This window comes from Parvibaculum sp. (assembly GCF_039680535.1).
Taxonomy (GTDB): domain Bacteria; phylum Pseudomonadota; class Alphaproteobacteria; order Parvibaculales; family Parvibaculaceae; genus Parvibaculum.
This window is the reverse complement of record NZ_JBDKSS010000014.1, coordinates 115,288-138,505: the sequence shown is the minus strand read 5'-3', so window position 1 is coordinate 138,505 and position 23,218 is coordinate 115,288. Positions and strand designations below refer to the sequence as shown.

General features: G+C 63.6%; 23 protein-coding genes and 2 tRNA genes. 13 read left to right on the top strand and 12 right to left on the bottom strand.

All coding sequences use genetic code 11. From position 1 onward, the window contains the following. Entirely contained in the window at nt 1–1,314 is a 1,314-nt protein-coding gene (locus ABFC66_RS11245; protein WP_346741193.1) for a nitrate/sulfonate/bicarbonate ABC transporter ATP-binding protein, read from the top strand. Between the two features lie 63 nt (nt 1,315–1,377). Here the strand turns inward: ABFC66_RS11245 and ABFC66_RS11240 are convergent, their stop codons facing one another. After that, entirely contained in the window at nt 1,378–1,590 is a 213-nt protein-coding gene (locus ABFC66_RS11240; RefSeq protein WP_346741051.1) for a hypothetical protein, read from the bottom strand. A gap of 243 nt (nt 1,591–1,833) precedes the next feature. On the opposite strand from ABFC66_RS11240, the gene ABFC66_RS11235 reads away from it, so the two are divergent. The 4 genes from ABFC66_RS11235 (at nt 1,834) to ABFC66_RS11220 (ending at nt 4,508) form a co-directional block, all read left to right on the top strand. Continuing rightward, nucleotides 1,834–2,142: an ETC complex I subunit gene (locus ABFC66_RS11235; protein ID WP_346741050.1), complete on the top strand. Its 309-nt coding sequence runs from the start codon at nt 1,834–1,836 to the stop codon at nt 2,140–2,142. Between the two features lie 18 nt (nt 2,143–2,160). Then, nucleotides 2,161–2,237 (top strand) — tRNA-Arg (locus ABFC66_RS11230). A gap of 158 nt (nt 2,238–2,395) precedes the next feature. Next, nucleotides 2,396–3,088 (top strand): tetratricopeptide repeat protein, encoded by a 693-nt coding sequence (locus tag ABFC66_RS11225; protein ID WP_346741049.1) that lies wholly within the window; start codon nt 2,396–2,398, stop codon nt 3,086–3,088. A 109-nt stretch (nt 3,089–3,197) separates the two neighbouring features. Then, nucleotides 3,198–4,508, top strand: coding sequence for a D-arabinono-1,4-lactone oxidase (locus tag ABFC66_RS11220; RefSeq protein WP_346741048.1), 1,311 nt, complete (start codon nt 3,198–3,200; stop codon nt 4,506–4,508). On the opposite strand, the gene modC is transcribed toward ABFC66_RS11220, so the two are convergent. From modC to metC, 3 genes are read right to left on the bottom strand one after another with little or no spacing between them, the layout of a single operon-like run. Further along, nucleotides 4,509–5,633, bottom strand: a complete 1,125-nt coding sequence (gene modC / locus ABFC66_RS11215; RefSeq protein WP_346741047.1) for a molybdenum ABC transporter ATP-binding protein — start codon at nt 5,631–5,633, stop codon at nt 4,509–4,511. It lies immediately after the preceding gene. Continuing rightward, the gene (gene modB, locus ABFC66_RS11210) at nt 5,630–6,340 is read right to left on the bottom strand and encodes a molybdate ABC transporter permease subunit (protein WP_346741046.1); all 711 of its coding nucleotides are present in this window, start codon (nt 6,338–6,340) and stop codon (nt 5,630–5,632) included. Before modB ends, modC begins: the two co-directional genes overlap by 4 nt. Nucleotides 6,341–6,343: 3 nt before the next feature. Further along, complete coding sequence (gene metC / locus ABFC66_RS11205; RefSeq protein ID WP_346741045.1) at nt 6,344–7,507, bottom strand: cystathionine beta-lyase; 1,164 nt, start codon at nt 7,505–7,507, stop codon at nt 6,344–6,346. 164 nt (nt 7,508–7,671) lie between these two features. Between metC and ABFC66_RS11200 the strand changes: the two genes are divergently transcribed. The 4 genes from ABFC66_RS11200 to ABFC66_RS11185 are packed head-to-tail and all read left to right on the top strand — an operon-like array spanning nt 7,672 to nt 11,813. Then, entirely contained in the window at nt 7,672–8,796 is a 1,125-nt protein-coding gene (locus tag ABFC66_RS11200) for an amino acid ABC transporter substrate-binding protein (RefSeq protein WP_346741044.1), read from the top strand. Between the two features lie 46 nt (nt 8,797–8,842). After that, nucleotides 8,843–9,997 (top strand): amino acid ABC transporter permease, encoded by a 1,155-nt coding sequence (locus ABFC66_RS11195; protein WP_346741192.1) that lies wholly within the window; start codon nt 8,843–8,845, stop codon nt 9,995–9,997. A 1-nt stretch (nt 9,998) separates the two neighbouring features. Beyond that, nucleotides 9,999–11,063 carry an amino acid ABC transporter permease gene (locus ABFC66_RS11190; protein WP_346741043.1) on the top strand — a complete coding sequence of 355 codons (1,065 nt, stop codon included), beginning with the start codon at nt 9,999–10,001 and terminating at the stop codon, nt 11,061–11,063. 6 nt (nt 11,064–11,069) lie between these two features. Beyond that, nucleotides 11,070–11,813, top strand: coding sequence for an amino acid ABC transporter ATP-binding protein (locus ABFC66_RS11185; protein ID WP_346741042.1), 744 nt, complete (start codon nt 11,070–11,072; stop codon nt 11,811–11,813). Between the two features lie 125 nt (nt 11,814–11,938). Here the strand turns inward: ABFC66_RS11185 and ABFC66_RS11180 are convergent, their stop codons facing one another. The 5 genes from ABFC66_RS11180 to ABFC66_RS11160 all read right to left on the bottom strand — a co-directional run bounded on the left by ABFC66_RS11180 (nt 11,939) and on the right by ABFC66_RS11160 (nt 16,529). Then, complete coding sequence (locus ABFC66_RS11180) at nt 11,939–12,451, bottom strand: GNAT family N-acetyltransferase (protein ID WP_346741041.1); 513 nt, start codon at nt 12,449–12,451, stop codon at nt 11,939–11,941. 15 nt (nt 12,452–12,466) lie between these two features. Next, on the bottom strand, nt 12,467–13,315 hold the full coding sequence (sseA, locus tag ABFC66_RS11175) for a 3-mercaptopyruvate sulfurtransferase (RefSeq protein WP_346741040.1): 849 nt from the start codon (nt 13,313–13,315) through the stop codon (nt 12,467–12,469). A gap of 122 nt (nt 13,316–13,437) precedes the next feature. Further along, entirely contained in the window at nt 13,438–14,436 is a 999-nt protein-coding gene (locus ABFC66_RS11170) for a cysteine synthase A (RefSeq protein WP_346741039.1), read from the bottom strand. 104 nt (nt 14,437–14,540) lie between these two features. Beyond that, nucleotides 14,541–15,155, bottom strand: a complete 615-nt coding sequence (locus tag ABFC66_RS11165) for an NUDIX domain-containing protein (protein WP_346741038.1) — start codon at nt 15,153–15,155, stop codon at nt 14,541–14,543. A gap of 111 nt (nt 15,156–15,266) precedes the next feature. Further along, nucleotides 15,267–16,529, bottom strand: a complete 1,263-nt coding sequence (locus ABFC66_RS11160) for a cyclopropane-fatty-acyl-phospholipid synthase family protein (RefSeq protein ID WP_346741037.1) — start codon at nt 16,527–16,529, stop codon at nt 15,267–15,269. 165 nt (nt 16,530–16,694) lie between these two features. Between ABFC66_RS11160 and recQ the strand changes: the two genes are divergently transcribed. Beyond that, nucleotides 16,695–18,527 (top strand): DNA helicase RecQ, encoded by a 1,833-nt coding sequence (gene recQ, locus ABFC66_RS11155; protein ID WP_346741036.1) that lies wholly within the window; start codon nt 16,695–16,697, stop codon nt 18,525–18,527. Between the two features lie 59 nt (nt 18,528–18,586). Here recQ and ABFC66_RS11150 read toward each other — a convergent pair whose 3' ends face one another. Further along, nucleotides 18,587–19,093 (bottom strand): hypothetical protein, encoded by a 507-nt coding sequence (locus ABFC66_RS11150; protein ID WP_346741035.1) that lies wholly within the window; start codon nt 19,091–19,093, stop codon nt 18,587–18,589. A gap of 99 nt (nt 19,094–19,192) precedes the next feature. Here ABFC66_RS11150 and ABFC66_RS11145 point away from each other — a divergent pair, with 99 nt between their 5' ends. Together ABFC66_RS11145 and ABFC66_RS11140 are read left to right on the top strand one after the other, a co-directional pair. Beyond that, a complete protein-coding gene (locus tag ABFC66_RS11145; RefSeq protein ID WP_346741034.1) occupies nt 19,193–19,828 on the top strand; it encodes a TetR/AcrR family transcriptional regulator in 636 nt (211 codons plus the stop codon). Between the two features lie 88 nt (nt 19,829–19,916). Next, a complete protein-coding gene (locus tag ABFC66_RS11140) occupies nt 19,917–21,326 on the top strand; it encodes an amidase (protein ID WP_346741033.1) in 1,410 nt (469 codons plus the stop codon). A gap of 61 nt (nt 21,327–21,387) precedes the next feature. On the opposite strand, the gene ABFC66_RS11135 is transcribed toward ABFC66_RS11140, so the two are convergent. Continuing rightward, nucleotides 21,388–21,462 (bottom strand) — tRNA-Asn (locus ABFC66_RS11135). A 142-nt stretch (nt 21,463–21,604) separates the two neighbouring features. Here ABFC66_RS11135 and ABFC66_RS11130 point away from each other — a divergent pair. Then, a complete protein-coding gene (locus ABFC66_RS11130) occupies nt 21,605–21,832 on the top strand; it encodes a hypothetical protein (protein WP_346741032.1) in 228 nt (75 codons plus the stop codon). Between the two features lie 8 nt (nt 21,833–21,840). Here the strand turns inward: ABFC66_RS11130 and ABFC66_RS11125 are convergent, their stop codons facing one another. Continuing rightward, the gene (locus ABFC66_RS11125; RefSeq protein WP_346741031.1) at nt 21,841–22,920 is read right to left on the bottom strand and encodes a polysaccharide deacetylase family protein; all 1,080 of its coding nucleotides are present in this window, start codon (nt 22,918–22,920) and stop codon (nt 21,841–21,843) included. Nucleotides 22,921–23,218: the final 298 nt, after the last annotated feature.

Below are 23,218 nucleotides of genomic sequence, written 5' to 3'. Positions count from 1 at the left end.
ATGGCATCGACGATCGAAACAAAGACGGTCCTTCAGGTGGAGGGCGTGCGGAAAGCCTTTCCGCGTCCGTCAGGCGGTGAAATGACCGTCCTCGAAAATGTCGACATGACGCTCAAGGAGGGCGAGATCGTCGGACTTCTGGGCCGTTCCGGCTCCGGCAAGTCCACGCTTCTGCGCATCATGGCGGGCCTCATCGAAGCCACGGGCGGCAAGGCGCGGTTCCTCGGCGAGCCGATCGACGGACCGGCCGAAGGCATTGCGATGGTCTTCCAGACTTTCGCGCTCTTTCCCTGGCTCACCGTGCTCCAGAATGTGCAGCTCGGCCTCGACGCCCTGCAGATTGCGTCCGACGAAGCGCATAAGCGCGCGCTGGAGGCAATCGACCTCGTGGGCCTCGACGGTTTCGAATCCGCCTATCCCAAGGAGCTTTCGGGCGGCATGCGCCAGCGCGTCGGCTTTGCGCGCGCGCTCGTCGTGCATCCCGATCTTCTGCTGATGGACGAGCCTTTCTCCGCGCTCGACGTGCTCACCGCGGAAACGCTCCGCACCGATCTTCTCGATCTCTGGTCGGAGGGGCGCATGCCGATCAAGTCGATCCTGCTTGTGACGCACAATATCGAGGAGGCGGTGCTGATGTGCGACCGCATCCTGCTTTTCTCGTCGAACCCCGGCCGGGTGATCGCCGAAATTCCGGTCGATATCCAGAGGCCGCGCAACCGCCTCGATCCGAAGTTCCGCTGGCTGGTCGACAGCATCTATGAGCGTATGACGATGCCGGCCAGGGCGCATGCGGCAGAGGCCCGGCCTGCCTTTTCGGCGGGCGGGATCGACATGCTTCTGCCGCGCGTGTCGACGAACTCGATTGCCGGCCTCATCGAGGCGCTGGCGGGCGCGCCCTATCACGGACGTGCCGACCTTCCGCCGCTCGCCGAACATATGCACATGTCCACCGACGCGTTGTTCAGCATCGGCGAGACGCTTCAGCTTCTTCGCTTTGCGGAGATCGAGGGCGGCGACATCAGGCTGACCGAGACGGGCATGCGCTTTGCCAACGAAGATCCGCATGTGCGCAAGCAGATGTTTGCCGAAAGCCTGCTCAGCTACGTGCCGCTGGCCGCTCACATCAAGCGTGTGCTGGACGAGCGCCCGGCGCATCGCGCGCCCTATGCGCGCTTTGCCGAGGAGCTTGAAGACGCGATGTCGGAGGAATGGGCCGAGCAGACGCTCAGAAGCGTCATCAACTGGGGCCGCTTTGCCGAGGTTTTCGCCTATGACGAAAATCAGGCGATGCTCAGTCTGGATAATCCCGTCTGAACAAAGCGCCTCCGCACCGAAAGCCCTCCCCGTGAGGGGCGCGGGGAGGGCGGTCGGGGCAGATCAGGCCGCGGCGGGGATCGAAACCACGGGTTCGTGGGCGCCGAGCCAGTACGCACGGGACGCCAGTCTTTCGATTCTGTCGGCACGCCAGAGGGATACGCCGTTACTGTGCTGCGGGCCGGTCAGGTCGAGTACGCATTCGATATCGCGAGGATTGAAACCTTTAGCCTTCAGAAGCTGTGTTGCAGAAGCAAGGTCGAGATACTGAAGCATGGGGGGCCTCCTTACTCTGTCACAAAGGCAGGATACGACCGGGGCATGTCATTGGTGTGACCCCGGCATCAATCTTGGATGAATGGTCCGGTTTCGGGTTGGGGGTGGGCCTGAAACGGGCGGGGAACCGGCGTTCGGCGCCCGTGTCTGCTTGTCGCTTGCAAGTCTGGCCGATTTGGGGCGATAAGAGTGCGATTTCAAGACTTTGCCCGCATTATGGGGCAAATGAACGGAGTTTAAGGAATGGCCCGCGCGCGTATCTTCAAGCCTTCGAAAAATGCCATGCAGTCCGGCAAGGCAAAGACGAAGAAGTGGGTGCTTGAATTCGAGCCCTCAGCCGCGCGCAAGGTCGAGCCGCTGATGGGCTGGACGAGCTCGCCCGACACCAATACGCAGGTCGTTCTCCGCTTCGACACGAAGGAAGAGGCCGTCGCCTATGCGACGCGCAAGGGCATCGAGTTCCAGGTCGTCGAGACCCAGTCCCCGAAGCCCCTGATCAAGGCCTATGCCGACAACTTCAAGGCCGACCGCATCGGCCAGTGGACGCATTGAGCGCCACGCCGCCCCTCTGGTCCCGTAGCTCAGCTGGATAGAGCAACGGATTTCTAATCCGTCGGTCGCAGGTTCGAATCCTGCCGGGATCACCAGCGTATTTCGAACGTCCTGCCACACCACTTCGGCCGTCTCATGTCCGCATGCGAGAACGGTGCGGCGCAGGGTTCCCATTTCCGATTTCGCGCGTCATGATCGGTGTGACCGGAAAAAATCCGGCAGTCTGAATAAGCGGGTCGGGGTGGGAGTAAACATGATGGCAGAAGGCGTCCATACCGCGCGCGCGGCGCGGCTATCCGAAACGACGATCATGCGGTTGGCCTCGGGTTTTCTGGTGCTTGCCGCGATCTGTTTCTGGGCTCTGGCCGGCCATGCAGCGGAGGCGACCGCCCCGGCGGGGCCGAGCGAGGCCAGCGGCGAGGATTTCTACAAGCGCGGCTACTATCCCGAAGCTCTGGCGGAGTGGAAGAAGGCCGTGGAGGTGCACCAGGACGGTGGCGCGGCGTTCCGTCTGGGTGAGGAATATTTCGACGCGAAGGTGGTGCAGCGCGACGTCGCGACGGCGCTGAAGTTCTACAAGTTCGGCGCGGAACATGGCGACGCGCGCGCCCAGATGGATCTCGGAAGCCTATACGACAAGGGCTGGGGCGTGACGCGGGACGCGGCGGAGGCTGCGAAATGGTACGAGGCTGCGGCCAGGCAGGGCATGGCGGAGGCGCAGTACAATATCGCCACCATGTATGAGGCCGGCGAAGGCGTCACCAAGGACGAGCGTAAGGCCTATATGTATTTCCTGCTCGCCGTCGATGCCGGGTTCCCGCAGTTTGCCAACAAGGAGCTCGAAAAGCTTTCGAAGACCATGTCGCCCGAAGATATCAAGCAGGCGACCATTCTGGCGCGGGAGTTCAAACCGGTGATCGGCTCCCAGGAGGCCGTCACCCGCTGAGCTTGCCGTTTGGTGAACGAAGGGCTTCGCCTTGGCGGAGCCCTTTTTCGTTTCGGCATAACTTCTGTAGCATGTCCCGGCAGGAGTGAACCTGACTCGGGAGCGGCGCATGAATTATGTCTGGTCGAACTGGTCGGGGTGGGTGAAGGCCTGGCCACAGGCGATGGCCGAGCCGGCGACTGAGGAGGAGTTGGCCTCGATCATGCGCGATGCCCCGGCGCCCGTGAGAGCGGCAGGCACCGGCCATTCCTTCACGCCGCTCGTCGAGAGCCCCGGCACGATCGTGACCCTGCGCCATATTGCCGGCGTGATCGATCATGACCCCGATGCCGCAACCGCGCGGATCAAGGCCGGGACGACGATCCGCGATCTCGGACCGATGCTTTTCGATCGCGGACTCGCCCTCGCCAATCAGGGTGATATCGACCGGCAGTCGATTGCGGGCGCTGTCGGCACAGGCACACATGGAACGGGCGGCGAACTGGGTTCTCTCTCCGCAGGCGTGGTGGGCTTTCGTCTCGTCACCGCCGATGGTGAAATCATTCGCGCGAGCCGCAGCGAGAACGCAGACGTCTTCAACGCGGGCCGTGTTTCGATGGGTAGTCTCGGCATCATGAGCGAGGTCACCATGCAATGCCGTCCCGCCTATGTGCTGGAAGAAACCGGCGGCGCCATGCCGATCGAGGATGTGCTTTCGCGCGTCGAGGAATTACGCGACGCCAATCGGCATTTCGAATTTTTCTGGTTCCCGTATTCAGATCTCGCCATCGTCAAGATATTGGGTGAGACGGCGAAACACGCAAAGCCGCGCCGTCGCAGGCAGGAAGGTGATCTTTCGCGCGATGAAAGGATTTTCATCGCCGCCTGCGAGGCAACACGCTATGCCCCATTCATGCGCGGGCCGCTGCAGAAATTCCTGACGTCGAATACCGAGCGCTATTCTTCGGGCACGCTCACGGAGGCGGGCCGCGTGCGCTGGTCGCACGATGCCTTCCCAAGCGACCGGCATGTGCGCTTCAACGAAATGGAATATGCGGTGCCCGCCGATCTCGGCCCCGATTGCCTGCGTGAGGTCGCGGCCCATATGCGCAAATGCGGCGAGAACTTCCTCTTCCCGCTGGAATATCGCTATGTCGCGGCCGACGATATCTGGCTCAGTCCATTCCATGGCCGCGACAGCGCCACGATCTCCGTGCATCAATATTACCGGCAGCCCTATGGGAAGCTTTTTGCCGGTGTGGAGGCTATCTTCAAGCGGTACGAAGGCCGCCCGCATTGGGGCAAGCTCCATACGCTCGGCGCCGAACAGCTCTCGGCGCTTTATCCGCATTGGGACGATTTTCAGGCGGTACGCAGAAGGCTCGATCCCAAGGGAAAATTCCTGAACGACTATCTCAGGCGAATTTTCGGCGAGGAATGATCAGAGGCTGTGTGCGCTTTCGTTCGTGTCGCTCGCCAACGCGACCGATTTAACGAGCGCCCAGACGGGGCGGCCCGGGGTGAGTTGCAGCCGCGCGGCGGCGCGGTGGGTGATCCGCGCATAAAGCCGGAGGTTCGTGCCCACAGAGAGTTCCACATCGAGCTGGGAGGTTCCTGCCGGCCGGATGCTGGCGATCTGCGCCTCAATCACATTCTGAATGCTGAGTCCCGACGGGCGTTCCGTCGCAAGCGCCACGTCGCGCGCATGAAGGCGCAGGCGAACAGGTGCCCCGGTTTCAAGCGGAAGCTCGGCGACGGTGAGCGTTGCGCCGCCGATATCGAGTTCGGTGAGGTGATAGGCTTCGTCACGCCTCGCAACCCGAGCTTCGATAATGGTTGCAGGATCGGCAGCGCCGCCATCCTCGCCAAGAATGAGCGATTGGACGTCGAGCCGGTTCAGCACCTCCGCGACGCCGCCGCTTGCCGCGACGTGACCGCCATGCAGGACGACGACCCTATCTGCGAGGCGAACGATCTCGTCGATATTGTGGCTCACGAAAAGCGTGGGCAGATCGAGGCGGCGATGCAGCGCCTCGATGAAGGGCATGATCTCGCGGCGGCGACGAATATCGAGGCTCGACAGCGGTTCGTCCATGAGCAGAAGTTGAGGCGCGGCGAGCAGCGCGCGGCCGATGGCAACGCGCTGCGCTTCACCGCCGGAGAGGCGATGCGGACGGCGGTCGAGCAGGGGGGCGATGCCGAGGAGGTCGATCACCTCCATGCGCGACATGCCGCTTGCCGTTCCCCGGCGTCTGGCGCCGTAATCGAGATTTTCGGCGACGCTCAGATGCGGGAAGAGGCGTGCTTCCTGAAACACGTAGCCCACGCGGCGGCGCTCGGGCGGAATGAATGTGCCTTGCGCCGTATCGACGAAAACGTTCTCGCCGAGCACGATGCGTCCGCTCTGGGGGCGCGAGAGGCCCGCAATCGCGCCGAGCGTCATCGACTTGCCCGCACCGGACGGCCCGATGATGCCCGTGACGCCAGAGCCCGCTTCAAATGCGACGTCGAGCGCGAAGCCTTCCACGCACTGAGCAATCGCGACCTTGAGGCGCATGTCGCTCATCTATGGCCCCTGATGCGGCGTTGCTGGGCGCGGGCGAAATACTCCGAAGCCCCCAGCGCACCGACGGCGAGCAGGATCGAAAGGCCGACGAAGCGCAGGGCGTTGATTTCGCCATCCGGCGTCTGCAGGGCGCTGTAGAGCGCGATGGGAAGGGTCTGTGTTTCGCCGGGAATGTTTGCGACAAAGGTGATGGTCGCGCCGAATTCGCCGAGCGCGCGGGCAAAGCCGAGCAGCGTTCCGGCGATGATGCCGGGCATGACAAGCGGGAGCGTGACGCTCGCGAAGACGTCCATGCGCCCCGCGCCGAGCGTCCTTGCGGCGGCTTCGAGTCTCGGATCGACGGTTTCGAAAGCCAGCCGGATGGCGCGCACGAGAAGCGGAAAGCCCATCACGGCGGAAGCAAGCGCCGCGCCCTTCCAGTTGAAGGCGAGGGTGAAGCCGAGATGAGTTTCGAAGAAATGACCGAGGGGGCCCTTGTGCCCAAAGAGCAGGAGCAGGAGATAGCCAGTCACGACGGGCGGCAGGACGAGCGGCATATGCACCAGCCCGTCCAGCGCGAATTTACCGGGGAAGCGCCCGCGCGCAAGTGCCCAGGCGACCGCGATGCCCGGCGGCAGCGAGAGCGCGGTGCCGACGACGCCGGTCTTCAGCGACAGCCAGAGGGCTTGCGCTTCGCCCGGCGAGAGCCATCCGCCCCAATCCGTCATGGTTCAGCCAAGGGCCGCGTTGAAGCGCGCAAAGCCTGCCTCGAGATCGGCAATGAGATCGCGCGGATCTTCGAGCCCTGCATGGATGCGGACGATTGGCCCCTCGAATGCAGCAGGCGTCGACGAGCGGATGCCGTGAAGGTCTTGCGGCACGATGAGGCTTTCATAGCCGCCCCACGACCAGCCCATGCCGAAATATTCGAGGTGATCCAGCATGGCGGAAATGGCGGCGTCCGGGCAGGGCTTCAGCACGATGCTGAAAAGGCCGCTCGCGCCGGTGAAGTCGCGCTTCCACAGCTCGTGGCCCGGATCGGTCGGCAGCGCAGGGTGAAGAACGCGCGAAACTTCGGGCCGGTCGGCAAACCAGCGGGCCAGCTCAATGCCGGTCTTCATGTGGCGTTCGAGGCGGACGGACAGCGTGCGCATGCCGCGCAGCACGAGGTAGACGTCGTCGGGCGCCACCGTCATTCCGAGCGAGCCATGCGTGGCGAGCACGGTCTTTCCCGCTTCCTCCGTGGCGGTGATGGCACCCATCATCACGTCGGAGTGGCCGCAGAGATATTTGGTGATTGCCTGCACCGAGACATCGGCGCCGTGCTCGAAGGGCTTGAAATAGAGCGGCGAGGCCCAGGTGTTGTCGACGATGAGCTTCGCGTCGCCCGCATGCGCGGCCTTGGCCAGCGCGGGAATGTCCTGCACCTCGAAGGTGATCGAACCCGGCGACTCCGCAAAGATGACCCGCGTGTTGGGCTTCATGTGCTTCGCGATGCCCGCGCCGATTTCGGGATCGTAATATTCGACCTCTATGCCATTGCGCTTCAGGATGGTGTCGCAGAAATGACGCGAGGGACCATAGACATTATCGGTCATCAGTAGATGGTCGCCGGCCTTGAGAAAAGCCAGCAGCGCGGTGGACACCGCCGAGAGGCCCGAAGGCGTCAGCACCGTTCTGGCGCCGCCCTCGATGGCGGCGATGGCCTCTTCCAGCGCCGCGAGCGTAGGCGTGCCTCGCCGTCCATAGGTATAGGGCTGGTTGCGCGTCTTCATGGCCTCGACGGTCGGGAAGAGAATCGTCGATGCGTGGTAGACGGGCGGGTTGACCGCTCCGAAATGCGCGTCCGGGTGGCGTCCGGCGGTGACGATCAGCGTATCCTGCTTGGGCTTCATCTCGGCTCACTGGCAAGTCATCGAAGGTCCGGCACATGTTCAGGCATTGCACCGTGGCGCGATGCCGCTAGTCTGTGCCCTCGAAGGGGAATACCCCGTTTCGCGAAGCATAGCATCCTAGCAACGCCCCCTGGCAAAGGGAGCGGAGAGAAAAGTACCGACCCATGGCCAGAAGACCCAGCCTCCTGTCTCGCATCTTCCCGTTCGTCTTCGGGCTGCTGGTGGGGGCGGGTCTGCTCTATTTCTTCCTGCCGGGGCCGGGCACCACGGCGGTTAAGCCCGCGCAGGGGCAGCCCGCCGCGAAGGCGGGGCGGCCGGCGCCGGCCGCGCAACCGCTCGGCGCGACGCTCGCCACGGTTCGCGAACGAGGCTATCTCCAGTGCGGCGTCAGCACGGGGCTGCCGGGTTTTTCGAATCCCGACGACAAGGGTGTCTGGACCGGCATCGACGTCGATTTCTGCAAGGCGGTGGCCGCGGCGGTTTTTGGCGACGACAGCAAGGTGAAATACCGCCCGCTCAACGCCAAGGACCGCTTTACGGCGCTCCAGTCCGGCGAGGTGGACGTGCTTTCGCGCAACACCACCTGGACCATGTCGCGCGATACGTCGCTCGGCTTCAATTTCGCGGGTGTGATTTATTACGATGGGCAGGGCTTTCTGGTGAAGAAGGCCTCGCACATCACCAGCGCCGCGCAGCTCAACGGCGCCACCATCTGCACGCAGACCGGCACGACCACGGAGCTCAATCTCGCGGACTATTTCCGCAGCCAGAACATGACCTACAAGGTTCTTCCCTTCGAGAAGAACGAGGAGGCGCTGAGCGCCTATGACAATGGCCGCTGCGATGCCTACACGACCGACGCCTCCGGCCTCCACGCTCAAAGACTGATCCTGAAGAACCCGGATGACCATCTCGTCCTGCCCGAAGTCATCTCCAAGGAGCCGCTCGGGCCATTGGTGCGGCAGGGCGATCCGCAATGGGAAGACATTGTGCGCTGGACGCTTTTCGCGCTCATCGACGCCGAGGAACTGGGCGTAACCTCCATCAACGTCGACCAGATGAAGGCGAGCCCGAGCCCCGAGGTGCGGCGCATGCTGGGCGCTGAGGGCGATTTCGGACAGGCGCTTGGCCTTTCAAAAAGCTGGGCTGTCGATGCGATCGGCGCCGTCGGCAATTATGGCGAAATGTTCGAGCGCAATGTGGGCGTCAAGACGCCGCTCGGCATCCCGCGCGGGCTCAATGCGCTGTGGCGGAACGGCGGACTGATGTTCGCGCCGCCGATCCGCTGAGGGCGCGCGCGTGGCCGGGGGGAAACAGGCGGCGGCTAAACGGGTGATGAGATGGTCGTGGAACGACCCTCATCTGCGTGCGCTTGTCTGGCAGATTGCGGCTCTCGCCGCGGTCATTTTCATGCTGTGGTATTTCGCGGCGACAGCGCATGCGAACCTTGCGCGGCAGCACATCGCCACGGGCTTCGGATTCCTCGACAGCACCGCCGGCTTCGGCATCGTGCAGGCGCTCATTCCCTATTCGGAAGAGGCGAGCTATGGCCGCGCCTTCCTCGTCGGCCTGTGCAATACGCTGCTCGTGGCCGCTCTGGGCACCATGCTTGCGGTCGCGCTCGGCTTTGCGGTGGGGATTGCGCGCCTGTCGTCGAACTGGCTCGTCGCGAAGCTCGCGGCGGTCTATGTCGAGACTCTGCGGAACATCCCGCTGCTGCTGCAGCTCTTCTTCTGGTACTTCGCCATCCTCCAGCCGCTGCCGGGCCCACGGGAGAGCCTGACGCTGCTGCCGGGCGTCTTTCTCAGCAATCGCGGCGTCGTCATGCCGGGCGTCGGTTTGACGGGAACGAGCGTGAGCTTCCTCGCTGTGCTGTTCCTGGCCATCGTCGCCTCATTCCTCGTTGCGCGATATGCGAAGGCGCGGCGCATGGCGACGGGCGAGCGCTTTCCGGCGGGCATTGTTAACATCGTTAGCATCATTGCACTTCCGGGGCTCGTCTGGCTGATCGGCGGCGCGCCCTTCACGATCGAGCATGCGGCAATGGGCAAGTTCGATTTCACGGGCGGCTGGCGTCTTCTGCCGGAGTTTCTGGCGCTGCTGCTCGGCCTTGCGCTCTACACGGCGGCCTTCATCGCGGAAATCGTGCGCGCGGGCATTCAATCGGTCGGACGCGGCCAGACGGAAGCGGCCCATGCGCTCGGTCTTTCCAACTGGCAGACGCTTCGCCTCGTCGTCATTCCACAAGCCCTGCGCGTGATCATCCCGCCGCTGACGAGCCAGATTCTGAACCTGACGAAGAACTCATCGCTCGCGGTCGCCATCGGCTATCCCGATCTCGTCTCGGTCTTTGCGGGCACGGTGCTCAACCAGACTGGGCAGGCGATCGAGGTCATCGCCATCACAATGGGCGTCTATCTCGTCATCAGCCTCGCCACATCGCTCGCCATGAATCTCTACAACGCGCGCGTCGCCATCGTGGAGCGCTGACATGGCAGGGGCGATGAAATGGCTGCGGCGTAACCTCTTCTCCAACTGGTGGAACACGGGGCTCACGCTTCTTGTGCTCTATGTCCTCTGGCGCGCGCTGCCGCCCTTCATCGATTGGGCCTTCATCAGCGCGGTCTGGCATGGAGGGGATCGCACCGCCTGCCTCGGGCCGGACAAGGGCGCCTGCTGGCCCTTCATCTTCGCCAATCTCGACCAGTTCATCTATGGCCGCTATCCGGCGGACTTGCGCTGGCGCGTCGATATGGCCTTCCTGCTCGGTCTTGCGGGCCTCGTGCCGATGCTCATTCCGCGCGTGCCCGCGAAGCTCTGGAATCTCGGCTATCTGGTGGTCGCATGGCCGATGATCGCGATCGTGCTGATCTCCGGCGACAGGCCGGGATTGATCGGCGTCGATACGGATCTCTGGGGCGGGCTTCTTGTTACGCTGATTGTGGCCATCACCGGCATCGTGGCGTCATTTCCGCTCGGCATCCTGCTCGCGCTCGGGCGGCGTTCGGAAATGCCGGTCATCCGTACGCTCTCCACCATCTTCATCGAATTCTGGCGCGGCGTGCCGCTCATCACGGTGCTGTTCATGGCGAGCGTGATGCTGCCGATCTTCCTGCCGCGCGGGCTTCATCTCGACAATCTGTTGCGCTGCCTTGTCGGCGTGGCGCTCTTCTCGTCGGCCTATATGGCGGAAGTCGTGCGCGGCGGATTGCAGGCCGTGCCGCGCGGCCAGGTGGAGGCGGCGCGCGCGCTCGGCCTCAGCTATTGGCAGACCATGGGCCTTGTCGTGCTGCCGCAGGCACTGCGCCATGTCATTCCCGGGATCGTCAACACCTTCATCGGCCTCTTCAAGGATACGACGCTGGTGCTGATCGTCGGGCTTTTCGATTTTCTGGGTCAGGTGCGTGTGCAGCTCAGCGATATGAACTGGTCGACGCCGCAGGGGGCTGCGACCGGCTATGTGTTCGCGGCGTTCGTCTACTGGGTTTTCTGCTTCGGCATGTCGCGCTATTCCGCCTTCATGGAGCGCCGGCTCAACAAGGGCAGGGTGAGGTAAAGGGTCATGACAAAATCACCCATCATCGAGATCGCGCATGTCGACAAGTGGTATGGCGATTTCCACGTGCTGAAGGATGTGAGCCTGTCCGTGGCAGAAGGCGAGCGCATCGTCATCGCGGGCCCGTCCGGCTCCGGCAAGTCGACGCTGATCCGCTGCATCAACCGGCTCGAAGCGCATGACAAGGGCCGCATCGCGGTCGAAGGCATCGAACTCACAGAAGACCTGAAACGCATCGACGAAGTGCGCCGCGAAGTCGGCATGGTGTTCCAGCAGTTCAATCTCTTTCCGCATATGACGGTGCTCGAGAACTGCACGCTCGCGCCCATGTGGGTCCGCAAGCAGCCGCAGGTGGAGGCGGAGGCGACGGCCATGCGCTTCCTTGAGCGCGTCCGCATTCCCGAGCAGGCGCGAAAATATCCGGGCCAGCTTTCCGGCGGCCAGCAGCAGCGCGTCGCCATCGCGCGCGCTCTCTGCATGAACCCGAAGATCATGCTCTTCGACGAGCCAACCTCGGCGCTCGACCCGGAGATGATCAAGGAAGTCCTCGACGTCATGGTGGGCCTCGCCAATGACGGCATGACCATGATCTGCGTCACCCACGAAATGGGCTTCGCCCGCGAAGTAGCCGACCGCGTCGTCTTCATGGATCAGGGCGAGATCGTGGAAGAAGCGCCGCCTGCGGAGTTTTTCTCGGCGCCCAAGAGCGAACGGACGAAGGCGTTTCTGGCCCAGATTTTGAGGGGATGACTTGTAGAAGTAGAGAAGGCGTGGATACGCGGGTCAAGCCCGCGCATGACGGACTTGGATGGGTGTTTATCCATTTCGCCCGGCAAACCTAGCGCGGCCTTCTATGACTCCGTCTTTCTTGAAGTCTACTCCTCGACCTCAACCTCTGACTGCCCGTATGGCGAAAACCCCATCCGCTGATAGAGCGACAGTGCTGCCGGATGGTCCAGTGTGCAGGTCTGGACGATGAGGCGTTCGGGGTTTTTCAGCCAGGCGAGCGAGATCGCTTCGCCTAGCAGGAACCGTCCCAATCCCTGTTCGATATATTCCGGCACGATTCCCAGAAACGAAAGCTCCGCTTGCGGAAGGTCGCGGAAGTCGAGTTCGAAATAGCCGACGGGTGCGCCGTTGACATAGAGCACGTAAATTTCCACCGCGTCGTGGTGGATGATTTCGGTGAGCGCCTCGTCCGGGATGTTGCGGCGGCTGACCCAGACATAGGGCCGCCCGACTGTATCGTAGAGATAGCGGTAGAAATGCACCGGCGGCCTCTCGGCGCGGAGCAGGGCGTATTTGCCGAGCGGGCGCGGGGCGGGCGCGAGGCGCGGCGGCGCCTTCATTTCGAGGTGGGTAACGATCGCCTTGTGCGTCTTGCCCATCGCTCATATCGCCTTTCAGGCTTCGATCGGCAGGCCCCTCACCGCGCCCCATTCCGACCATGAACCATCATAGACCGAGACGCGATTATGCCCCAGCACGGCGAGCCCGAGCGCCAGAATGCAGGCGCTGACGCCTGAGCCGCAGGTGGTGATGACCGGACGCGACAGGTCGACGCCCGCGTCGTCGAAGAGGCGCACGAGTTCCTCGCGCGATTTCAGCGTGCCGTCGGCGTTGACGAGATTGCCCGAGGGCAGGTTGAGACTGCCGGGAATATGGCCGCCCTTGAGGCCGGGGCGGGGCTCCGGCTCCTCCGCACGGAAGCGGCGGCCGGAGCGTGCGTCGACGACCTGCTCGGCGCAGGTATCGAGATTGTGGAGCATGGCCTCGCGGTCGCGCACGAGCGGCACGTCGCGCCGCGCGGTGAAATGCCGGGCGCTGTGGTGCGGCCGGGCATCGTCGAGCGGGCGGCCTTCGGCCTTCCATTTCTTCAAGCCGCCATCGAGCACCACCACATCGCGGTGCCCCATGACGCGGAACATCCACCAGACGCGCGGCGCACTGAAAAGCCCCGCGCCGTCATAGACGACGATGCGGACGCCGTCGCCAAGGCCGAGAGCGCGAACACGCGAGGAGAATTTCTCCGGGCTCGGCAGCATGTGGGGATAGGGGCTGTCGGTGTCGGCGATCTCGTCGATGTCGAAGAAGACTGCGCCGGGAATGTGCTTCTGCTCATATTCCGCGCGGGGATTGCGCTGTGCCTGCGGCAGATACCAGGAGCCGTCCACGATGCGCACGTCCGGCGCATCGAGATGCGCAGCAAGCCATTCGGTGGTGACAAGCGGGTAGTCTACGCTCTGCGGCATATCTCAGAACTCATTTCATTTTTCATGTCACCCCGGATTTATGCCGGGGTCCAGGGGCGGCTTGCTCAGTGCTTGTTGCTCCTGGATCCCGGCACGAGGCCGGGATGACAGTTATAGCGAGACTAAAGCCAGTCCGGCGCCGGGAGGTTCTTTTCCTTCAGGAAAGCCGGATTGAACAGCTTGCTCTGATAGCGCGTTCCGTAGTCGCAGAGAATAGTGACGATCGTATGTCCGGGGCCCATCTGCCGCGCGAGACGGACCGCGCCCGCGACATTGATGCCGCTGGAGCCGCCGAGGCAAAGGCCTTCATGCTTCAGCAGATCAAAGACGAAGGGCAGTGCTTCCTCGTCGGGGATCTGGAAGGCGTCGTCGATGGGCGCATCTTCGAGGTTCGCCGTGATGCGGCCCTGACCGATGCCTTCGGTGATGGAGCTGCCTTCGGCCTTCAGCTCGCCATGCTTGTAGTAGTGATAGAGCGCGGCGCCCATCGGATCGGAAAGCGCGATGGTGACGTTCTTGTTGCGCGCCTTGAGCGCAATGGCGATGCCGGCCAGCGTGCCGCCCGTGCCGACGGCGCAAGTGAAGCCGTCGACCTTGCCATCGGTCTGCGCCCAGATCTCAGGGCCCGTGGTTTCGATATGCGCCTGCCGGTTTGCGACATTGTCGAACTGGTTGGCCCAGATGGCGCCGTTCGGAGACTTCGCCGCGAGCTCTTCGGCCAAACGGCCGGAATATTTCACGTAGTTGTTCGGATCCTTGTAGGGAACGGCCGGAACCTCGATCAGCTCGGCGCCGCAGAGGCGGAGCATGTCCTTCTTTTCCTGCGACTGCGTGTCGGGAATGACGATGACGCTCTTGAAGCCGAGCGCATTGCCGACCAGCGCGAGCCCGATGCCGGTGTTGCCCGCCGTGCCTTCGACAATGGTGCCGCCGGGTTTCAGCGTGCCTTTGGCGACCGCGTCCTTGATGATGAAAAGGGCGGCGCGGTCCTTCACCGACTGACCCGGATTGAGGAACTCCGCCTTGCCGAGAATTTCGCAGCCGGTCGCCTCGGAAGCGGCCTTCAGCCGGATCAGGGGCGTATTGCCGATGGAGTCCACAAGGCCGTTTCTGATGTCCATTTTTACAGTTTTCTCGGTGAGATTTTTTTCAGGATGGTTCCTCTCCGGGGAATATACGGAGCGTGGAAGGCTGGTTCAAGGCGCGGGGGTAACACCTCGCAGTTTCATGTGAATTTGCCCCGGTTGGTGGCAAGCCACTGGATCATGAGGAAGGTCTTTGCATCGCGGATGCGCCCGTCCTCGGTGGCGCGCAGCGCCTCGGCCAGCGGCACGACGACCGCGCGGATATCCTCATGCTCATGGGCGAGCCCGTGGACACCGCCGATGCCCGAAAGATCGGCCTTGGCGGCATAGACATAGGTGCGCTCGCCATAGCCGCCGGGCGATGAAAAGAGTTTGCCGATGAGCACTGGCTCCCCGATGGCGCAATCGGCTTCCTCCAGCGCCTCGCGCTTCGCGACCTGCGGCGGCGTTTCGCCCGGATCGACGATACCGGCCACGGCCTCGAAGAGCCACGTCGCTTCGTTCCAGACGAGGCCGCAGGTGCGGAACTGCTCGATCAGCACCACCGCGTCGAGCGCCGGATCGTAGGGGATCACCATCGCGACTTCGGCGATGGTGTACATGTCGCGCGTCATGACATCGGACCATGTACCGTCGAAGCGGCGATGGCGGAAGGTGAAGCGTTCGAGCTTTCCCCAGCCCTGGCCGATCGTTTCGCGCGAGCGGATTTCAACGTCGTCGAGCGTGCGCGGCGTCGGGATGAGGCGGTCTTCCATGAGGGACTCCGTGAGGCGGGCCTCCAGTGTAGCAGCCGGACGGAATAGACCAAAGCCAACGCAACACCGTCGCCCCGGATCAGGTCCGGCATGACGAAAAGGATTCTGTCCTCACGGCTTCGCCAGCGTCACCTGCGTGACGTCGATCTGCCCGGCACGGAAACCCGCTTCGCAATAGGCGAGGTAATATTCCCACATGCGGCGGAAGCGTTCGTCGAATCCGAGCGGCTGGATTTCCGGCCAGGCCGCGCGGAAGCGTTGGCGCCATTGCTTCAGCGTCTCCGCATAGTCGAGGCCGAAATCGAGATTGCCGACCCAGGTAAGACCCGCCTTCGCGACCTGCTCCTTGAGCGCCGTGGGCGAGGGCAGCATGCCACCCGGAAAGATGTAGCGCTGGATGAAGTCGGCGCCCTTGCGGTAGCTCGCGAAGATGCCGTCCTCGATGGTGATGATCTGAAGCCCGGCAATGCCGCCCGGCTTCAGACAGTCGCGGACCTTCGCAAAATAAGCGGGCCAATATTCCTCGCCGACCGCCTCGAACATCTCGATGGAGGCAATGCGGTCATATTTCTCCGCAACGTCGCGGTAGTCCTGATAGCGGATGTCGACTTTGTCGGAGAGACCCTTCGCCGCGATGCGTTCGCGCGCGAAGGCGAGTTGTTCCTTGCTGATGGTGATGCCGGTCACGTGGCAACCGATCTCGCTTGCCGCGAACTCCGCGAAGCCGCCCCAGCCCGAACCGATCTCGAGCAGGTGATGTTCGGGCCTGAGGTCGATGCGTTCGGCGAGCGAGCGGTATTTGGCGGTTTGCGCCTCGGAAAGATCCTGTCCCGGATGCGTGAAACGGGCGGAGGAATAGGTCATCGTTCGGTCGAGCCAACGGCGATAGAAGGCATTGCCGAGATCGTAGTGAAACTCGATGTTGCGTTTGGAGCCGCTCTTCGAATTGCGCCGGAAGAGATGATATGCCCTCGCGCCCAGCCGCATCAAGGCGAGGCCGTAGAGCCTCTCACGCAGCGCATCGCGATTGCAGGCGAAGAGTTCCAGAAAGCTCGCGATGTTCGGACTGTCCCACATGCCGTCGAGAAAGGCTTCGGCTGCGCCGAGATCGCCCGCGGCGAAGAAGCGCCGGGCAAGGCCGAAGTCCCGGATCTCCATCACGGCGTCCTTGCCAAGCTCGCGGCCGGCAAAGCGCAGGCGTCGCCCGTCCGGCAGCACTACGGTGAGCGAGCCGCGCTGGAGGTGGAGGAGCATGCGAAAGGCGATCCGCGCGAGGCGCGGCAGCCCGGCAATGTGCCGGAGATTGGCAGCGGTAACGTCGGTCACATTGGCGGTGCCGATATCGGTACGCACGTCAACGGGAACTTGGCTCATATGGATGCCCTCCTTCGTCAACGCCCATGACTATAACGGCTGGAATCGCGGCGTCATCATCCAATACGAAGGCTCAAAGGGGGCGGTTCAGCCGTCGGGGTTCATTTAAGGGCGCGAGGTGTTACCTTCCCGCGGCGCGGTCCCACGCGCTCACTGAGTCGCCTGATGCCTGAATCCCACGAAATGAAGAGCGAGCCCCTGCCTCACCCCGAAAGGGTGCTGAAGGAGGTTTTCGGCCTTCCCTCGTTTCGGGGCCAGCAGGCGGAGATCATCCACCACATCGTTGAAGGCGGCGACGCGGTGGTGCTTCTGCCCACGGGCGCGGGCAAATCGCTCTGCTATCAGATTCCGGCGCTTTGCCGCGAAGGCACGGGCATCGTCGTTTCGCCGCTCATCGCGCTGATGCGCGATCAGGTGGAGGCGCTGCGGCAGTCCGGTGTGCGCGCGGCGGCGCTCAACTCGGCGCTGACGCCGGACGAGGCGCGAGACATTCGCAATGCTCTGGTGGCGGGCGAGATCGACCTTCTCTATGTGACGCCGGAACGGCTCGTCAGCGACGGGTTCATGGGGTTTCTGTCGCGCGTCCGGATCGGGCTATTTGCCATCGACGAGGCTCATTGCATCAGCCAGTGGGGGCATGACTTCCGGCCGGAATATCTGCAGCTCGCTCTGCTGAAGGAACGCTTCCCCCGTGTGCCGCGCGTGGCGCTGACGGCGACCGCCGATCCGCAGACGCGGGACGACCTCATCCACCGCCTGAAGCTCGACGACGCGCGCGTCTTTTCCGCAAGCTTCGACCGGCCGAATATTCGCTACACCATCGTCCGCAAGGACAATGCCAGGAGCCAGCTTCTTTCCTTCCTCGCCATCCATCGCAATGAGAGCGGCATCGTCTATTGCCTGAGCCGCAAGAAGGTCGAGGAGACGGCGGAATGGCTGACCGCGCAGGGCATTCGCGCGCTGCCATATCATGCGGGCCTCGACCGCGCGGTTCGCGACCGGAATCAGGATGCGTTTCTGAAGGACGAAGGGCCCGTGCTCGTCGCGACCATCGCCTTCGGCATGGGGATCGACAAGCCGGATGTGCGCTTCGTCGCGCATCTCGATCTGCCGTCGAGCATCGAGGCCTATTATCAGGAGACGGGGCGGGCAGGGCGCGACGGTTTGCCGTCTGACGCCTGGATGGCTTACGGGCTCGGCGATGTGACGCTGCGCCGCCGGATGATCGACGAGGGCGAAGCCCCCGAAGAGGTGAAGCAGGTCGAGCGCGCGAAGCTCGACGCGCTGCTTCATGTCTGTGAAACCGCGACGTGCAGGCGGCAGGCCTTGCTCGCCCATTTCGGCGAGGCGCATGGCGATGCTTGCGGCAATTGCGACGCCTGCCTCACGCCGTCGGAAATGTGGGACGGCACGGAGGCGGCGCGAAAGGCTCTGTCTGCGATCTATCGAACCGGTCAACGCTTCGGGGCCGGTCACATCATCGACGTCTTGCGTGGAAACAACACGGAGAAGGTCACACGCTTTGCGCATGACACCTTGCCGACCTTTGGCGTCGGCAAGGACCTCGACCAGAAGAGCTGGCAATCGGTGCTGCGCCAGCTGGCGGCGCGCGGCTTCATCGCCGCCGATCATGCGGCCTTTGGAGCGTTGAAGCTGGAGGAGACGGCGCGGCCGGTGCTGAAGGGCGAGCAGCCGGTTCAATTCCGCCGCGACCTCGTTTCAACGGGAAAACGGCGCTCGTCAAAGGCGGCGGAGCAGGAAGTCTCCTCCACGCCGGAAGAGGATGCGCTCTACATGGCGCTGCGTTCCGAACGCATGCGCCTTGCCCGCGAGCAGGGCGTGCCGCCCTATGTGATCTTCCACGATACGACGCTGCGCGAGATGGTGCGCCGCAAGCCCGCGACCATGGACGAGTTGGGCGAGATTCAGGGCATCGGCGGCTCGAAACTTGCGCGTTATGGCAAGGCATTTCTGGCGGTGGTCGCCGAGCATAGGTGATGCCTACCGGCCGGACAGCCTTGTGCGATCTCATTCATCCGCTGGCGGAACAATTTGACTTACCGCTCGATTCCCTTCGGGAAGCGCTGCTGAAGGGCGGCCATGTCCATCGTTGCCAGATAGGGAGCGAGCATTTCCTGCGTCGCGAGCTCGAGCATGACGTGATTTTCCACCCAGAACTCGATGACGTGGAAGAATGGCGTCCGGCCCGGCGCGCCACGGCCAAGATAGAGCGTCTTCCAGCCTTCGCGCGCGCCGATGGCCTCGATCTCGCCGCGGCTCAGAGGCACCGAGAGCAGCGCATGGAAGGCGAGCGGTCTTGCGGCGATCTCTTCGGCGGGGACATCGAGCGCGAGAAAGGGCGATCCACCTTCCTTCACATCGGGATCGATTGCCATGTGCTGCGGATAGACCTCGATCAGCGTGCCGTGTTCGTCGCCGGCGACCGCCGAACAGGCGCCGGGCAGGGGGCCGAGAAAGGGAAATGCGCGCCCGCCGAGCACCTCGGCAAGGACGGTTGCGACATGGGCCGGATCGCGCGCGGGAATGGAGATGTGATGAAGCATCGGCTTTTCCTTCGAGCTTCCATGGTGATCGGGTTTGACCGGCTGATGTGCCAGCCTTATGCTACTATGGTAGCGTAATGACACGGTAGTGACACAAATATGAGAAGGCAAGAGGTAAGCGAGGGGCGAACCGCGCAAAAGGCGCGGACGCGGGCATTGCTGCTGCAATCGGCCCAGGTCCTGATGCAGCAGGGCAAGCGCCCGACCGTCGAGGAGGCGGCTGAGGCGGTCGGCATATCCAAAAGAACGGCCTATCGATATTTTGCCTCGCAGGACCACATGCTGGCCGACGCCGCGCTCGAGTCTCTCCGGCCCGAATTCGCGGAGATCGTTGCCGCCCCCCGGGAGCATGCGGCGCCCGCTGACCGGCTTGAAGCATTGATCAGGGCGCTGAACCGCCTGGCGCCAGTCTATGAAAATGAACTGAGGGTGATCGTGCGCTCCACGCTCGACCGGGTGCCCGGCGGCGAGGAACAGCCCGACCGTCCGCGTGGGCAGCGCCGGATCGACTGGGTTGGCGAAGTGCTGTCGCCACTCAGGTCGGAACTTCCAGACGAACTCTACGACCGTCTTGCTTCCGCGCTCGCAGCGATCATCGGTTTCGATGTCTGGGTGTGGCTGCGCGACGTCGGGCAGCTTCAGCCCGGGCGTGTGGACGAGGTGATGGTCTGGATCGGGCGCAGCCTGGTCGAGGCGGCATTGAAGGAAGCGAAGGACCGCCCGCCAGTGTCGTGAAATTTGGTCGGTGCCATGCGGCGCACTTGTGCGCTGCCGTGAAAACCCTACTCTTTGCGCGTTACAACCCGCCCCGAGAGTATCCAGTATGACATCTGACTTTTCACCGCTTTCCGGCGCAAGCGAGCTGTGCCGTCTGGGCGCTGTCGCCCTCACCGAGGCCTATGCGAAGGGAAGCCTGTCGCCGGTTGAGGTGGCCGCCGCCGCGCTCGATCGCGCGGAGGAAATCAATCCGCGGTTCAATGCCTTCACCTTCATCGATCGCGAGGGCGCGATTGCGTCGGCACAGGAGTCGGAAAAGCGGTGGCGGGCGGGAAAGCCCCTGTCGGCCATCGACGGCGTTCCGACCACGCTCAAGGATATTGTCTGGATCGAAGGATGGTCGGTGCGTTATGGGAGCCTGACGACCGATGCGTCGCCATGCGTCGCAGACGCGCCTTCGGTGCAATTCCTTCGTCGCGCTGGCGCGGTCTTTCTCGGTCTCACGGCGACGCCCGAGTTCGGCTGGAAGGCTGTTACGGACAGCGCCTTCAGCGGCGTGACGAGAAATCCGTGGAATGCCGACAAGACGCCGGGCGGTTCATCGGGCGGCGCGGCGGTGGCGGCGGCCACGGGCGCAGGCGTTCTCCATCTTGGCACCGATGGCGGTGGGTCGATCCGTATCCCTGCGAGCTTCACCGGCATCACCGGGCACAAGCCGACCTTTGGTCGCGTCGCAGCCTATCCGGCGAGTGCCTTCGGAACGGTCGCGCATATCGGCCCGATGGCGCGGCGCGCGGAGGACACCTTCCTGATGTTGCAGGCCATGTCCGGCCGCGATCTGCGGGATTGGGCGCAAGGGGCCGGCGAACTCGCGCCGCTCGCTCTCGTGGACAAGGTTCTTTCAGGCGCACGGATCGGCTATTGGACAAAGCCGCCCTGCGGCAAGGTCGATCCTGAAGTCGCCGCCGCTGTTGATGCTGCGGTCAAATCGCTCGAAGGTCTCGGCGCGCGGATCGAACCGATCGACCTGCCGGGAGACGATCTTCCCGAAATATTCAGCCGGCACTGGTTCAGCGGCGCGGCGAACCGTCTGTCCGCCGTGCCAGCCGAACGGCGCGGCATGATCGACAAGGGATTTCTCGAGGTTGCTGCCGCCGGCGCCGCCTACAGCGCGCCGGAGCTTGTCGCCGCACAGGTGAAGCGCGCCCAGTTCGGCGCCGCCATGGATGAGCTGCTCACCGATTACGACTTCGTGGTTTCGCCGGGCACCGCGATCCCCGCCTTCGCGGCTGGCGAGGAACTGCCGCCGGAGAGCGGTTTGCGCCGCTGGACCGAATGGGCGGGGTTCAGCTTCCCGATCAACCTCAGCCAGCAGCCGGCTTGCGTCGTGCCCTGCGGCCGGACGGCTGGCGGCCTGCCCATCGGCCTCCAGATCATCGGCGCCCGGGGAGCGGACGCGAAGGTGCTTTCCGCCGCGCGCGCCTTCGAGACGTCGTTTCCGGCCTTCTTCATCTGAAGAGGGGTTGGCTGAAATGCGAAGGGCCCGGTCGCATTCAGCGACCAGGCCCTTACAAAACTGGCTCCCCGGGCCGGATTCGAACCAGCGACCAACCGGTTAACAGCCGGTTGCTCTACCACTGAGCTACCGGGGAATATCTCGCGAGCTCAAAAGCAAGACGTGCGGTCCTATAGCAAAGTCGTTTGACCCTTGCCAGCCCAAATCTTGCCTGAAACCCGATCTATGCACATCTTCTGAGTTTGGCGGGCAAAACCCGGGTCCGAGGCGCTGGAATAATGGCTTTCGTACGATTTGGCGGCAGGAAAGTCGGCGTTCCGGGCTCGCCCCGGATGCGGAAGGTCACAGGCGTGGTGCTGATCGGCGGCGGCGTTCTCGGCTTTTTGCCCATCCTTGGCTTCTGGATGATTCCCCTGGGGGTGGTCGTCCTTTCCGTCGATTCGCATCGGGTCAGGCGGGTCCGCCGGCGCACCGAGGTTTGGTGGGGCCGCAGGCGGAGGCCCTGATACGCGCCTCAATCGACCGAAGCGCCCGCGAAGAGCCGCGCCAGCGCAAAGGGCAAACCGCCGAGCAGCACTTCGACGATGCGAACGTCCTGATAGTTCCCATTGAGCGAGACGCGGGGAAGGGCCATCAAGCGGTCCGCATGGCGGGCATGGATGAGGCCCTTGCGCGTGGTAGTGGCGGAGGCGAAGCCGAATTCCGCCGCCAATGCGAAATCCCGTTCGTTCGCCGAACCCGGATCTCCATAAGGATAGGAGAAATGGCGCGGACGGCGGCCCAGCTCCGCTTCATGTCGGGCAAGGCCGCGGGCAATCTGTTCGCGGGCACAAGCGCCGTCGAGCTTTGCCAGCGCGAAATGATCGGCGGTATGAGCTTCGACGCTCGCCAGCGGATCGGCGGCGAGTTCGCGTACCTCGTCCCAGCTCAGCGCGAGTTCGCGGGTCATGGCGGCGACGTCGATCCCCTGTTCCCCGGCAAGGCGCGCAATCTCCGCCCGCATGGCGTCCTCGGGTCCGGCACGGAGCCGCCAGTAAATAGCGGACCATGCGGCGTTCTTCTCTGCCGTGGTGCCGCAGGCGAAGCTCTGCTCTTCCTCCGCAAAGCGCACGCGGAGTTCCCCTGCGGTCGCGATGACGCGCTCAAGCGCTACCCACCAGAGTTCCGCCGTTCCATCCGGCAGGCCGGTTGAGAGATATACAGTGAACGGAATATTTTGCCTGCGAAAGACCGGCGCCGCATCCGTGAGGTTGTCGCGATAGCCGTCGTCCAGCGTGAAGACGATGAAGGGGCGGGTGAAGTCCTTTTCGCTGAGGCGCCGCACGGCCTCGTCGAGATTCACGAAATCATAGCCGCGCGCCGCGAGGTGCCGGATCGTGGCGTCGAGAAAGTCCGGGGTGACCTCAAGCGCCTGATTGGGCGCGAATCCGGTGTCGTCCGCCCTTCGAACCCGATGCAGCATCAGGATTGCCCCAGCGCCCGCGAGGGCCCTCGGTGCGAGGCTGTGAATCCGGCTGGCATGCAGGGCGAGCAGCGCCGTCTTCGCCCAGGAGCCGGGCGAAGCGAGGTGAGGGCGCTGGAAAGGGGCGTTCATGGTCTGGCTCGTCTCGGTAAACGCCTTTTGCACGGCGTTTGCAGCCGCGAGGTCAGGGCGAGAATGCGCGTCCGGAATTGAGAAATGATTGATGCAATCCGGCGCAGACGAGTCCCCGGGACAGCGAACCGTCCCGACTTGATCCATTGGCAAGGCAAGGCCCCCTGTGACCCAGACGATGAGAACCGATTCTGCCCGGACGGATGGTCGCACGAACCGCAGCGTTAAACGCTTCATCAAGCAGACGCCGATACTCTGCAACGCATTCACCCGCCTTTGCCCGAGGGCGGGCGTTTTG